This is a genomic window from Aeromonas bivalvium (genome assembly GCF_000819765.1).
Taxonomy (GTDB): Bacteria; Pseudomonadota; Gammaproteobacteria; order Enterobacterales; family Aeromonadaceae; genus Aeromonas; species Aeromonas bivalvium.
Genome location: NZ_CDBT01000055.1, coordinates 106,787 through 119,516, shown reverse-complemented (window position 1 = coordinate 119,516; position 12,730 = coordinate 106,787). Strand labels below are relative to the sequence as shown.

The window sequence follows — 12,730 nt, the reverse complement described above, 5'->3', positions numbered from 1 at the left end:
CCGTTACAGTTCTGCTACCAGTTTGTCGACGATGTCGCTGTTGGCAGCCTGGTCGATGTGGCGCGCCAGGATCTTCTCTGCGCCCGCAATGGCAAGAGCAGCAACCTGCTTGCGCAGTTCTTCTTTGGCACGATGACGTTCAGCGTCGATCTCGGCACGGCCTTGAGCCAGGATTTTCTCCCGCTCAGCCTGGGCACCGGTTGCCGCCTCATCGATGATCTGGGCCTTGCGTTTGTTGGCCTGTTCAATGATTTCGGCAGCCTGACGCTTGGCTTCTTTCAGCTGATCGCTGGCGTTGGCCTTGGCCAAGTCCAGATCTTTTTTGGCACGCTCTGCTGAAGAGAGTCCGTCAGAGATAGCTTTCTGACGGGCTTCGATGGCAGCCATCAGCGGCGGCCATACGAACTTCATGCAGCACCAGACAAAAATGATGAAAGCAAGTGTCTGACCGAGGAGGGTGGCATTGATACTCACAACCAAGACCTCTCTATATGAAATTTAAAAAGAAAGTGATAACAACCGCATCACTTATCAGGCTGCAACCCCGAAGATCAGGTACAGAGCCATACCGACCACGATCATCGGGATAGCGTCGACCAGACCCATTACGATGAAGAAGTTGGTACGCAGGATAGGCATCAGGTCAGGTTGACGAGCGGCGCCTTCCAGGAACTTGCCACCCAGCAGAGAGATACCGATAGCGGCACCAACAGCGGCCATACCCAGCATGATTGCAGCGGCGAAGTAAATCATTTCCATCTTTATATTCTCCAAACAGAGCTAGTAAACGTAACAGGATTAATGGTCTTCACTGGCCATCGACAAATAGACAATGGTCAATACCATGAAGATAAAGGCTTGCAGAGTAATTACCAGAATGTGGAACAGCGCCCAGGGCACACTAAGGAGCCATTGGGACCACCACGGTAGCAGACCAGCGATCAGGATAAACACCAGTTCACCGGCATACATGTTACCAAACAGACGCAGACCCAGAGAGATGGGCTTGGACAGCAGGGTAACCAACTCCAACGCGAGGTTAACAGGGATCATTGCCCAGTGATTGAAAGGGTTGAGGGTCAACTCTTTCACAAAACCCGAGACGCCCTTCATCTTGATGCTGTAGATGATGATCAAGGCGAAGACACCCAGGGCCATGGACATGGTGATGTTAACATCGGCGGAAGGAACTACTCGCAAGTAGGGGATGCCCAGCACTTGTGCTGTGTAGGGCAGGTAGTCAACCGGGATGAGATCCATCAAGTTCATCAGGAAAACCCAGATGAACACGGTCAGTGCCAGCGGAGCGATCAGCTTGCTCTTACCGTGGAAGATACCCTTGACGGTGTCATCCACAAACTCGACAACCATTTCTACAAAACACTGAAGCTTGCCCGGTACACCGCTGGTCGCCGTAGCAGCCACCTTGCGGAATATCCAGATAAACAGAGCGCCGAGGATAACGGAAAATATCATGGAGTCGATATTTACCGTCCAGAACCCCGAACCCACTTGCAGATGGTGCAGGTGGTGGGAGATGTATCCCTGAGTAGTCAGGGCTTCTCCGGTTGCAGCCATGAGTTTTCCTAGTAGCGGTTATTGAGAACGATCGTGATGACCCATTGGAAAAACAGGGAGAGCGAATAGGTGACATAGAGGGGAAGGTGATCCACCTCGACGTACGAGAGCACTGCCACGAAGAGTGCGACGGTACTTACCAGCTTGATCCCTGCTCCAACATAAAAATCCCACAATACCCAGCCCGCACTCCCGGGGCCGAGGTTCCGGTTCAACGTAAACAGACTGAACAGGAGTTGTGGAATCAGGTATATGCCTCCCCCATAGAGGGACGCATATCCAGCCGAAATGCCCTTCAGGTGAACCCAAGCGGCACTTACAGCCAGGATCAGGGTGAGTTGGCAAGCCATCATCGCCAGGGCCAGTGTCAAACCTTTCCAGGCCAATTTCTGCTTCACCTACGCCCCCTGAACATTACAGAACTGTAAAAAACGACATGTTGGCATGCACGAATTTACAGCCCCAAAAGCCGGTCAAATTATACCCTTGAAGACAGCTATTGCAACATGGCAAAAACCCTTAAATTTTGCGGCTTTCCGCACAAAATTAAGGTTATGTTCATATCGAAAGGAATGGATGTTTTATTACTACACAAAGCGTAAAAATCACGATTCTGACAGGCCAAAATAGCCCAAAACCCGATCCAAATCGGCCAAGTTCTCGTAACTTATTACTAACTTACCACTATCCTGTTTGCCTTGCTGCAATTGCACCTGATTACCAATTTTTTCGGAAATCTGACGCTCGAGGTAAGCAAATTGCGGATCCCGAACCGGTTCAACCCTGGTTTTTGCCGGTTCCAATGTTTTTTGCACCAAGCGCTCGGTATCTCGCACGGTCAACCCCTTCTGGGCCACCAGTTTGGCCAGCTCGGACTGGGCCGGGCCGCTCAAGGCCAGCAGGGCACGGGCATGACCCATGTCGAGGTCGCCATGCTCCACGAACCGCTTCACGTCGTCGTTGAGCTGATTGAGGCGCAGCAGGTTGGTCACCGTGGTGCGGGACTTGCCCACCGCCTCGGCCACCTGCTGGTGGGTCAGCTCGAACTCGGTCAGCAGCCGCTGCAGGGCGACGGCTTCCTCGATGGCGTTGAGATCTTCGCGCTGGATGTTCTCAATCAGGGCGATGGCCACGGCGGCCTCGTCGGGCACGTCCTTGACGATGCAGGGCACCACCTCGAGCCGGGCGAGCTGGGAGGCGCGCCAGCGCCGCTCGCCGGCGATGATCTCGAACGACTGCTCGCCGAGGGGGCGCACCACTATGGGCTGGATCACCCCCTGGGCGCGAATGGAGTTGGCGAGATCGTCCAGCGCGTCCTGGGACATGTCCTTGCGCGGCTGATACTTGCCCGAACGCAGCCACTCCACCGGCAGCTTGCGCAGCTCGCCCTGGGGGGCGGGGGCCATGGCCTCTTCGGTGCGCTGATCGCTCATCACCTGTTTCTGGCGCGCGGCCGTGCTGGTGCTGAGCAGGGCATCCAGCCCCTTGCCCAGCCCACGTTTTTTCGGGGTCATATGCTCTCTCGATCTGCGATGGCCGCCTGTGGCGCCTGCTCCTGGCGGCGCAGTATCTCGCCAGCCAGAGCCAGATAGGCCTTGGCACCCACCGATGATTTGTCATAGTGCATGGCCGGGGCTCCGAAGCTCGGCGCCTCCGCCAGCCGCACGTTGCGGGGGATGATGGTGCGATAGACCTTGTCCCCGAAGTGCTGTTTAAGCTGATCGGACACATCATTGGCCAGCCGGTTGCGGTGATCGAACATGGTGCGCAGCACCCCCTCGATCTTGAGATCCGGATTGACCACGGCGGCCAGCTTGCTGATGGTGTCGACCAGGGCGGTCAGCCCCTCCAGGGCATAGTATTCGCACTGCATGGGCACCAGCACGGAGTCGGCGGCGGCCATGGCGTTGACGGTCAACATGTTGAGGGAGGGGGGACAGTCGATGAAGATGTAATCGTACTTGTCGCGCACCGAGGCGATGGCGTTGCGCAGCCGAATCTCCCGGGCGAAGAACTCCATGAGGCGAATTTCGGCCGCGGTCACGTCGGCGTTGGCGGCGATCAGGTGATAGCCGCCAGAGGTGTCGGTGACGATCACTTCCCGCACCGGGGTATCTTCGATCAGCAGCTCGTAGGCGGTACGTTCGACGTCATACTTGTCGACGCCGCTGCCCATGGTGGCATTGCCCTGGGGATCCAGATCGATCACCAGCACCTTGCGGCGAGTAGCCGCCATGGAGGCCGCCAGGTTCACGCAGGTGGTGGTTTTTCCGACCCCACCCTTCTGGTTGGCTATGGCGATGACTTTTCCCACACTATCCCCTCAATGAAACGGCAGCCCAAGCGGGCTAGATGGTTTTAAACTCCAGCAGGTGACGCTCGCCTTCCAGCTCGGGCACCACCAGGGGATGGGAGGCCACCAGGCGGATATTGGCCGGCAACTGGGCCAGCTCCTGCGCCGGGTATTGTCCCTTGAGCGCCAGGAAGCTGCCCTCCTCGGACGGCAGGTGGTGACACCAGGTCAGCATGTCCTCCAGGGAAGCAAAGGCCCGGCTCAGCACGCCATCGAAGCCCTGTTCGGGCTGATAGGCTTCCACCCGGCTCAGCACGGGGGTCACGTTGGTGAGTCCCAGCTCCTGAGTCACCTGGCGGATGAAGCTGATCCGCTTGCCCAGGCTGTCGAGCAGCACGAACTGCTTGTCCGGGTTGATGATGGCGAGCGGCAGACCCGGCAGACCCGGGCCGGTTCCCACGTCGATGAAGCGTTCACCGCGCAGGTGAGGGCTCACCACCAGGCTGTCGAGGATATGCTTGACCAGCATGGCGTCAGGCTCGCGCACCGAGGTGAGATTGTAAGCCTTGTTCCACTTGTGCAGCAACTCGACCAGCTTGATAAGTTGGGTCTTTTGAGTCTCAGTTATAACGATATCGGCCTGCGCGAGCAGGCCGTTCAATCTTTCCAGCATGTTTTCCAAGGGCAAGGATCCTCAGGCGGTTTTACGCAGCAAACCGTGTTTTTTCAGGTGTACCAGCAGGATGGAGATGGCCGCCGGTGTGATGCCGGAGATGCGGGACGCCTGACCTATGGTCTGGGGCTTGGCATCGTTGAGCTTGGCGATCACCTCGTTGGAGAGACCGTTGACGTCGCGGTAATCCATGTCCAGCGGCAACAGGGTGCTTTCGTTGCGCAGCTGCTTCTCCACCTCGTCCTGCTGACGATCGATGTAACCGGCGTACTTGATCTGGATCTCCACCTGATCGGCGGCGGCCGGATCCGCGAGGGCCGGGCCCACCCCCTCGATCGCCATCAGGGCGTCATAGGTCACTTCCGGGCGACGCATCAGCTCTTCCAGGCTGTGTTCCCGGCTGATGGGGGTGTTGACCAGGGCATTGATGCCAGGCACGGCCACATGCAGGGGATGGATCCAGGTGCTGCGCAGACGCTGACGCTCCTGCTCCACCGACTCCAGTTTGCTGTTGAACCTGGCCCAGCGCTCATCGTCCACCAGGCCCAGCTCGCGGCCGGCCGGGGTCAGACGCAAGTCAGCGTTGTCTTCCCGCAGCAGCAGCCGGTATTCGGCGCGGCTGGTGAACATGCGATAGGGCTCGCGGGTCCCCAGGGTGGAGAGGTCGTCCATCATCACGCCCATGTAGGCCTGATCCCGACGGGGATGCCAGGGATCCTTGTCCTGGGCGCGCAGGGCGGCGTTCAGCCCCGCCAGCAGGCCCTGGGCTCCGGCCTCTTCGTAACCCGTGGTGCCGTTGATCTGGCCGGCGAAGAACAGATTGGGGATGCACTTGCTCTCCATGTTCGCCTTGAGATCCCGCGGATCGAAGAAGTCATATTCGATGGCATAGCCGGGACGGGTGATGTGGGCATTTTCGAAGCCGCGGATCGAACGGACGATCTGTACCTGCACGTCGAACGGCAGGCTGGTGGAGATCCCGTTCGGGTAAAGCTCGTGAGTGGTCAGCCCTTCCGGCTCCACGAAGATCTGGTGCGCCGTCTTGTCGGCGAAACGGGTGATCTTGTCCTCGATCGACGGGCAGTAGCGCGGGCCAATCCCCTCGATCACCCCGGCGTACATGGGGCTGCGATCCAGGTTGTTGCGGATCACCTCGTGGGTCTGCTCGTTGGTGTGGGTCACGAAGCAGGAGATCTGGCGCGGATGCTGGCTGGCATCACCGATGAAGGAGAATACCGGGGTCGGCGTGTCGCCCGCCTGGGCCTGCATCACGGAGAAATCGACACTGCGGGCATCGATCCGTGGCGGAGTGCCCGTCTTGAGGCGGTCGATGCGCAGGGGCAGTTCCCGCAGGCGCTGGGCGAGGGCGATCGAGGGAGGATCCCCGGCGCGGCCGCCCTTGTAGTTGTCCATGCCGATGTGGATCAAGCCGTTGAGGAAGGTGCCAACGGTCAGTACCACCGTCTTGCCGTGAAAACGGATCCCGCTCTGGGTCACGACACCGGCGACACGATCTCCGTCCATGATGAGATCGTCACAGGCCTGCTGGAAGATCTTCAGGTTCGGCTGATTCTCCAGCATCTCCCGTACCGCCGCCTTGTAGAGCAGACGATCCGCCTGGGCACGAGTGGCACGCACTGCCGGGCCCTTGGAGGAGTTGAGGGTGCGAAACTGGATCCCGCCAAGATCGATGGCACGGGCCATGATCCCGCCGAGGGCGTCGATTTCCTTGACCAGGTGTCCCTTACCGATCCCACCGATCGCCGGGTTGCACGACATGTGGCCCAGGGTATCGATGTTGTGAGTCAGCAGCAGGGTATTCATGCCCATGCGGGCAGAAGCCGCCGCCGCCTCGGTTCCTGCATGACCGCCACCGACGACGATCACATCAAATTGTTCATGGTATTGCATTGGGATCACCTTGATCTGCACGCCTGAGATCGTTTTGTTTGCCGTCTAAAACCCCGTATCAAGGGGGCAAACATTCTATCTGTTTCACGTGCTCAGTGAAACGTCTAGTTGATCGCCTTTGGGGGATCAGGATCCGTTAGTAGATCTTAAGGATCTTTAGATCGATCTTTTACTGGATCTTTTATTAGGATCCGGGGTTTCTGTTGATAAGCACTTTTTGATCATAAAGATCATTATCTTAAAGACGATCCCAGCCTGTGGAAAAGCTTGGATCCTGGCCCGGGGAACCGGGGGACAACCAGGGTATTTATACACAGCACCGGATCTGTAGATAACTAGCACATAGGATAACTATAGGTTTTACAGAGGTTTGAGCCATACTTATCCACATCCACCCCGATTGCTGTGGGTAAGCATGTAGAACAAGTCTGCCGGATCGGAATGTGAATAACCTGGTGGATAGTCAATCCGGGGGGAGGAGGGGAGATCGTCTCCTGGCCGGGGATCTCCCTCTTTGATCAGGGGATCGAGGCGAGCCAGGGGTGGATCCAGGCCTGGGCGGCATCTTCCGGGATCTCGTAGCGGGTGACATCTATCTCCAGCCGCTCGCCGATCCGGCTGGCTCCGCACTCGTGCAACAGGCGATCCAGGGTCTTGCCGCCGGCGCAGAAGGTGTCGTAGCTGCTGTCTCCCAGGGCGACTACCCCGTAACGAAACGCGGCAAGATCCGGTTTTTGCTCGGAAAGATCTTTTGCGAAGGGCTGGAGATTGTCCGGCACGTCCCCGGCGCCATGGGTCGAGGTGACGATCAGCATTATGGCGTCAGGCTCGGCCATGATGGTCGCCAGGCGGGCAGGGTTATGGATCTCTGTCTGGTGGCCCTCCTGTTCGATCTGCTGAGCAAGGTGGTCGGCGACATACTCGGCGGCGCCCAGCATGGAGCCAACGATGAGGTTGAATTTGGCCATGACGATATGATTCCTGATGCGATGAGGATCCGGATTCTACCGCCAAAGCATGTGGATAAATATGGATAAGCCTTGGGGATATTCGGCCTCTTTGCTATGGCCGAGATCCCGCCGCGGATCCTCACTCTTTTTTCTCTTCTGCTCTTCCTTATATATGGCACTCCGACAAAAAGACTCTTTCGTATCCACTTGTGCCGGCTGAGTGGGATCTCCTTGCTCTTCATCAATACGGATGCGAATGATTGGCAATTATTAAATCGATTGAGATTACCTCCTGTAGTAGCATGACGCTGCTTTATTCGCCGCATCGTTCGGCGGGGCGGGCCTGGCCCGTCTCATAAAAACATGAAACCAACTCATTGAAGAATTGAGACTTAAAAAATGACAGTTCAAACTGAAGATTCATTCGCCCCGGCCCTCTCCCTGCTGGGGCGTCTGGTGCCTCTGGCGTGCCTGCTGGGTACCTTGCCTGCCCTGGCCGAGGAGAATGTCCTGCCCAAGGCCAGCGAAACCATGGTGGTCACCGGCACCGCCATGAAGGTGGAAGTGCCCATGGCCGAGACCCCGCGCGCCGTCTCCGTGGTCAACCGCGAGGAGCTGGATCAGCATGCCGTGCAGCAGCTTGATGAAGCCGTGCGCTACCGCTCCGGCGTGCTCACCGGCCTCTATGGCTCCGACAACAACACCGACTGGTTCAAGGTGCGCGGCTTCGATGCGGCTTCCTACCTGGATGGTAACCGCCTGTTCGGCACCGGCTACTATGTCTGGACACCGGAGCCATTTGGTCTGGAAAGCGTGGAGCTGCTCAAGGGCCCGGCCTCCATCCTCTACGGCGAGGCGCCTCCCGGCGGCGTGATCAACGCCATCAGCAAGAAGCCGACCGCCACCCCCCAGGGTCTGCTGGATCTGCAACTCGGCAGCCGGGATCACCGCCAGATCGGGGTGGATGTTTCCGATGCCCTGACCGACGATAGCCGCTACCGCATGGTGGCCCTCTATAAAGAGCGGGATGGCGTGCTGGATGGGACCTACAACGAGCGTGCCTACCTGGCGCCGAGCGTCACCTTCGATCTTTCGGATCGCACCAGCCTGACCCTGCTGGCCAGCTTCCTGCACGATGAAGGAGTGCCGACCAACGGTTTCTTCCCGGTTTACGGCACCCTGAATACCTCCGGTGGCCAGATTGATCCCGCCACCAACCTGAGCCAGCCGGATTACGATCGCAACCGCAACACCCAGATCTCCGCCGGTTACGAGCTGGCTCACCAGATCAACGAGACCTGGGAGTTCAAGCAGAACGTCCGCTTCAACTACAACGATCTGCTGCTGCGTCAGACCTATATCTTCCCGACCTATGAAGGCACCACCGCCTACCGGGGCCTGGTCTACCGGGATGGCGACACCAAGAGCGGCACCATGGACAACCAGCTGGTGGGCTACTGGAACACGGATCGCACCGAACAGACCCTGTTGCTGGGGATCGATCTGCAGCGTCACGTGAACGAAGGCCAGGAAGCCGACAACTACGGCATGGGATCCATCGATACCCTGCACCCGGATCACGGCGGCTTCCCCGGCTTCGACGAGTCCACCACCACCCATCAGAAGAGCACCAAGGGCCAGAGCGGCTTCTATGCCCAGCACCAGATCCGCTGGGACGATCGCTGGCTGCTGACCGCGGGTGGTCGCTTCGACTATGTGGAGACCCACAACATCAGCGAAGCCACCAGCAAGAACGAGAAGCAGTATGACGACAACCTCTCGCTCTCCGGCAGCCTGATGTACCTGGCCGACAACGGCCTCTCCCCTTACTTCGCCTATGCGGAGTCGTTCGAAGTGCTGCCTGGCATAGACCCGAACACCAAGAACTCCTACAAGCCGCTGGAAGGCAAACTGTACGAGACCGGCATCAAGTACGCCCCCAGCTTCCTCGATGGCTACATCAACCTGGCGCTGTTCGATCTGGAACAGACCAACTCGCTTGTCTCTACCGGTTCCGGCCAGCAGACCCAGGCCGGTGAAGTGACCTCCCGGGGCGTGGAACTGGAAGGGAGCGTGCAGGCCACAGAGGCGCTGCGCCTGACAGCGGCCTACACCTATACCGATGCCAAGACCAACGACACCGGCGATGGTGATCGTCGTGCCAGCCTGATCCCCCGTCATCAGGCCTCCTTCTGGGGCAACTACCAGGTGCTGCAGGGGCCGGTCTCCGGGCTGGAACTGGGCACCGGGGTGCGCTACATCGGCTCCAGCGTCGGCATAGGTGCCGTGAATGCGGACTACAGCCCCATCTACGGTTCGGCCCAGGTGCCGGCCCAGATGGTGTGGGATGCGATGATCGGGTATGATTTTGCCAAGAACTGGCGTGCCCAGATCAACGTCAACAACCTGCTGAACGACACCTATGTGGCGAGCTGTGACTACTACTGCTACTACGGCGAGCCGCGCAGCATAGTCGGCTCCGTCAACTACCGCTGGTAAGATACAGGCCGGGCGGGAGCCTCAAGCTCCCGCCCTCCTTCTTTTTGTATACAGGCCTGTCATGGAACTCTTGTCACTGGTTTACCGCCAATATCGTTGGCCCTTCATCGCCATTACCCTGCTCAGCCTGCTCAGCGCAGTGAGCGGGATAGGTGTTATTGCCTTTATCAATCAATCCCTTATCGAATCAGTTGGTGAGCCATTATCCGTGCTTGGCCAGCTGATCGGCCTTATCTTGCTGCTGCTGGTGATCACGCTGGGATCCCAGCTGGCATTGACCACCCTGGGTCACCATTTCGTCTATCACCTGCGCGGCCGCCTGCTCAAGCAACTGCTGGACACCGACGTCGCCCGCATTCGCCAGATAGGGCAGGGGCCGCTGCTGGCCTCCCTCTCCAGCGACATAGGCCAGATCACCATCGCCTTCGTGCGCCTGCCGGAGCTGGTGCAGGGGCTGGTGCTCACCCTGGGCTCCGTCATCTACCTCGGCTGGCTCTCTCCCGCCCTGCTCGGTGTCACCGCCCTCTGGGTCACAGTGACCATGGTGGTGGGCTGGCTGCTGGTGAACCGGGTCTATTGCCATCTCTCCCACATGCGTCAGGCCGAAGACAGGCTCTACCAGAACTACCAGTCCATCATCGCCGGCAGCAAGGAGCTGGCCCTCAACCGCGAGCGGGCCCACTTCGTCTACCACCAGCTCTATGAGCAGAACGCCCGGGACTACCGCCGGGAGATCATCCGCGCCGATACCTATCACCTGAGCGCGGTGAACTGGTCGAACATCATGATGCTGGGGGCCATAGGCCTGGTCTTCTTCCTGGCCAACGGCCTCGGCTGGGCCAACACCAATGTGGCCGCCACCTTCGCCCTGACCCTGCTGTTCCTGCGCACCCCCTTGTTGCAAGGGATAGGCGCCCTGCCGACCCTGATCTCGGCCCAGGTGGCGTTCGACAAGATAGCGACCCTGAATCTGGCAGAGCCCGAGCCCAGGTTCCCGCTGCCGCCAGCCCCCAGTGCCTGGCAACGGATCGAGCTGGAGCAGGTGAGCTTTCACTATCAGGGGGAGGGCGGCTTCGCCGTGGGCCCCATCAATCTGACCATTGAGCGGGGGGAGCAGATCTTCATCATTGGCGGCAACGGCTCCGGCAAGTCGACCCTGGCCATGCTGCTGACAGGGCTCTATCAGCCGGTCTCTGGCCGGATCCTGCTGGATGGTGAACCCATTGCCGATCGCAACGCCTACCTGGCGCTCTTCTCCGCCATCTTCACCGACTACCACCTGTTCCAGCACCTGCTGGGGCCTGAGCCGAAAGAGGCCCTGGTGGCCGAGTGGCTGGAGCGGCTGCAGATGGGCAGCAAGCTTGCCATCGAGGAGGGCTTCATCGCCAACATCGATCTATCCCAGGGGCAGCGCAAGCGGGTTGCCCTGCTGCTGGCACTGGCGGAGCAGCGCGAGGTGATGCTGTTTGACGAGTGGGCGGCGGATCAGGATCCCCAGTTCCGCCGCATCTTCTATCAGGTGCTGTTGCCGCGCCTCAAGGAGATGGGCAAGACGGTGATCGCCATCAGCCACGACGATCTCTATTTCTCCCTGGCGGATCGCCTGCTGGAGATGCGTCAGGGCCAGCTCACCGAGCTGACCGGCGAGCGGCGCGAGCAGGTGAGCCGGGATGCGGTCGCCCATCTCGATAGCGAGGTGCCGGTCTGATACCGGCCGCAAGGGGGAGGCGAGCGCCAACCCCTTTCAGTACAGGAATGAATCATGTTTGAGAGGAAATCTGCCGGTTTTATGGTGAACGCTCGCCGAGCCATGGCGCTCACCGACCCGAGCGTCGAGCACAGAGCCGGCACGGGAGCAGATCATGTTTGAGATGAAAGCAGCCAGCTTCGCGGTCAACGACCGCACCCTGCTGCAACCCACCAGCCTGCGTTTCGAGCAGGGTCAGGTCTACGGCCTCATCGGCCACAACGGCTCGGGCAAATCCACCCTGCTCAAGCTGCTGGCACGCCAGCAGCCCCTGAGCGATGGGGAGATACTGTTCGATGACAAGCCGCTGCAGGAGTGGGGCAACCGGGACTTCGCCCGTCAGGTGGCCTATCTGCCCCAGCATCTGCCGAGCGCCGAGAACCTGCTCGGCCGGGAGCTGGTGGAGATGGGGCGCTATCCCTGGCGCGGCCTGCTGGGCCGCATGGGGGCGGAAGATCACCGCCAGGTCGACAAGGCCATAGCGCTGACCCATACCGAGGGGTTTGCCGACAGGCTGGTGGATACCCTCTCCGGCGGCGAGCGGGGCCGGGTCTGGCTGGCCATGCTGCTGGCCCAGGAGAGCCGCTTCATCCTGCTGGACGAGCCCCTGGCCGCCCTGGACGTGGCCCATCAGGTGGAGGTGCTCACCCTCGTCAAACAGTTGAGTCGCCAGCTCAACCTCGGGGTCATCATCGTCATTCACGACATCAACATGGCGTCCCGTTTCTGCGATCGGCTGGTGGCGCTGCACGGTGGTCGTCTGCTGACCCATGGTGAGCCTGAACAGATCATGACAGGTGAGACCCTGCATGCCATCTATGGCATCCCCATGGAAGTCATTCGCCATCCGGCTGATGACCATGCCATCGCCATCGTCTAGACAAGGTTTGTTATCCCGATGCGTTTATTTGTACCCATATCACTGCAGACTGGCGAGACCCTGCACTCCATGCACCATGGCATATCGATGGAAGTCATTCGCCATCCGGCTCATGACCATGCCATCGCCATCGCCATCGCCATCGTCTAGACAAGGTTTGTTATCCCGATGCGTTTATTTGTACCCATATCACTGCAGA

At 59.3% G+C, this 12,730-nt stretch carries 13 protein-coding genes; 4 read left to right on the top strand and 9 right to left on the bottom strand.

What is annotated here, in order from left to right; all coding sequences use genetic code 11:
* Nucleotides 1–3: 3 nt before the first annotated feature.
* The 9 genes from atpF to mioC form a co-directional block, all read right to left on the bottom strand.
* The gene (atpF, locus tag BN1119_RS16290; protein ID WP_042000487.1) at nucleotides 4–474 is read right to left on the bottom strand and encodes a F0F1 ATP synthase subunit B; all 471 of its coding nucleotides are present in this window, start codon (nucleotides 472–474) and stop codon (nucleotides 4–6) included.
* Nucleotides 475–531: 57 nt separating this feature from the next.
* The gene (atpE, locus tag BN1119_RS16285; RefSeq protein ID WP_370881544.1) at nucleotides 532–759 is read right to left on the bottom strand and encodes a F0F1 ATP synthase subunit C; all 228 of its coding nucleotides are present in this window, start codon (nucleotides 757–759) and stop codon (nucleotides 532–534) included.
* Between the two features lie 39 nt (nucleotides 760–798).
* On the bottom strand, nucleotides 799–1,578 hold the full coding sequence (gene atpB, locus BN1119_RS16280) for a F0F1 ATP synthase subunit A (RefSeq protein WP_042000394.1): 780 nt from the start codon (nucleotides 1,576–1,578) through the stop codon (nucleotides 799–801).
* 8 nt (nucleotides 1,579–1,586) lie between these two features.
* The gene (locus BN1119_RS16275) at nucleotides 1,587–1,976 is read right to left on the bottom strand and encodes an ATP synthase subunit I (RefSeq protein ID WP_042000392.1); all 390 of its coding nucleotides are present in this window, start codon (nucleotides 1,974–1,976) and stop codon (nucleotides 1,587–1,589) included.
* 207 nt (nucleotides 1,977–2,183) lie between these two features.
* Nucleotides 2,184–3,092, bottom strand: coding sequence for a ParB/RepB/Spo0J family partition protein (locus BN1119_RS16270; RefSeq protein WP_042000390.1), 909 nt, complete (start codon nucleotides 3,090–3,092; stop codon nucleotides 2,184–2,186).
* Nucleotides 3,089–3,892, bottom strand: a complete 804-nt coding sequence (locus BN1119_RS16265; RefSeq protein ID WP_042000388.1) for a ParA family protein — start codon at nucleotides 3,890–3,892, stop codon at nucleotides 3,089–3,091. Before BN1119_RS16265 ends, BN1119_RS16270 begins: the two co-directional genes overlap by 4 nt.
* A gap of 34 nt (nucleotides 3,893–3,926) precedes the next feature.
* Nucleotides 3,927–4,544, bottom strand: a complete 618-nt coding sequence (gene rsmG, locus BN1119_RS16260; protein WP_042000485.1) for a 16S rRNA (guanine(527)-N(7))-methyltransferase RsmG — start codon at nucleotides 4,542–4,544, stop codon at nucleotides 3,927–3,929.
* Nucleotides 4,545–4,565: 21 nt separating this feature from the next.
* A complete protein-coding gene (mnmG, locus tag BN1119_RS16255) occupies nucleotides 4,566–6,455 on the bottom strand; it encodes a tRNA uridine-5-carboxymethylaminomethyl(34) synthesis enzyme MnmG (protein WP_042000385.1) in 1,890 nt (629 codons plus the stop codon).
* 518 nt (nucleotides 6,456–6,973) lie between these two features.
* Nucleotides 6,974–7,423 (bottom strand): FMN-binding protein MioC, encoded by a 450-nt coding sequence (gene mioC / locus BN1119_RS16250; RefSeq protein ID WP_042000382.1) that lies wholly within the window; start codon nucleotides 7,421–7,423, stop codon nucleotides 6,974–6,976.
* Nucleotides 7,424–7,804: 381 nt separating this feature from the next.
* Between mioC and BN1119_RS16245 the strand changes: the two genes are divergently transcribed.
* The 4 genes from BN1119_RS16245 to BN1119_RS21075 all read left to right on the top strand — a co-directional run bounded on the left by BN1119_RS16245 (nucleotide 7,805) and on the right by BN1119_RS21075 (nucleotide 12,681).
* Nucleotides 7,805–9,904, top strand: a complete 2,100-nt coding sequence (locus BN1119_RS16245; protein ID WP_042000379.1) for a TonB-dependent siderophore receptor — start codon at nucleotides 7,805–7,807, stop codon at nucleotides 9,902–9,904.
* A 61-nt stretch (nucleotides 9,905–9,965) separates the two neighbouring features.
* On the top strand, nucleotides 9,966–11,612 hold the full coding sequence (locus BN1119_RS16240; RefSeq protein WP_042000377.1) for a multidrug ABC transporter permease/ATP-binding protein: 1,647 nt from the start codon (nucleotides 9,966–9,968) through the stop codon (nucleotides 11,610–11,612).
* A gap of 154 nt (nucleotides 11,613–11,766) precedes the next feature.
* Entirely contained in the window at nucleotides 11,767–12,531 is a 765-nt protein-coding gene (locus BN1119_RS16235) for an ATP-binding cassette domain-containing protein (RefSeq protein WP_042000374.1), read from the top strand.
* Between the two features lie 18 nt (nucleotides 12,532–12,549).
* The gene (locus BN1119_RS21075; protein WP_280136498.1) at nucleotides 12,550–12,681 is read left to right on the top strand and encodes a hypothetical protein; all 132 of its coding nucleotides are present in this window, start codon (nucleotides 12,550–12,552) and stop codon (nucleotides 12,679–12,681) included.
* Nucleotides 12,682–12,730 lie beyond the last annotated feature (49 nt).

Bases quoted from the DNA above. Each gene is read 5' to 3' on its own strand.
- mioC (WP_042000382.1), bottom strand. From the start codon at position 7,423: ATGGCCAAATTCAACCTCATCGTTGGCTCCATGCTGGGCGCCGCCGAG.
- atpE (WP_370881544.1), bottom strand. From the start codon at position 759: ATGGAAATGATTTACTTCGCCGCTGCAATCATGCTGGGTATGGCCGCT.
- BN1119_RS16270 (WP_042000390.1), bottom strand. From the start codon at position 3,092: ATGACCCCGAAAAAACGTGGGCTGGGCAAGGGGCTGGATGCCCTGCTC.
- BN1119_RS21075 (WP_280136498.1), top strand. From the start codon at position 12,550: ATGCGTTTATTTGTACCCATATCACTGCAGACTGGCGAGACCCTGCAC.
- mnmG (WP_042000385.1), bottom strand. From the start codon at position 6,455: ATGCAATACCATGAACAATTTGATGTGATCGTCGTCGGTGGCGGTCAT.
- BN1119_RS16235 (WP_042000374.1), top strand. From the start codon at position 11,767: ATGTTTGAGATGAAAGCAGCCAGCTTCGCGGTCAACGACCGCACCCTG.
- atpB (WP_042000394.1), bottom strand. From the start codon at position 1,578: ATGGCTGCAACCGGAGAAGCCCTGACTACTCAGGGATACATCTCCCAC.
- rsmG (WP_042000485.1), bottom strand. From the start codon at position 4,544: ATGCTGGAAAGATTGAACGGCCTGCTCGCGCAGGCCGATATCGTTATA.
- BN1119_RS16245 (WP_042000379.1), top strand. From the start codon at position 7,805: ATGACAGTTCAAACTGAAGATTCATTCGCCCCGGCCCTCTCCCTGCTG.
- BN1119_RS16240 (WP_042000377.1), top strand. From the start codon at position 9,966: ATGGAACTCTTGTCACTGGTTTACCGCCAATATCGTTGGCCCTTCATC.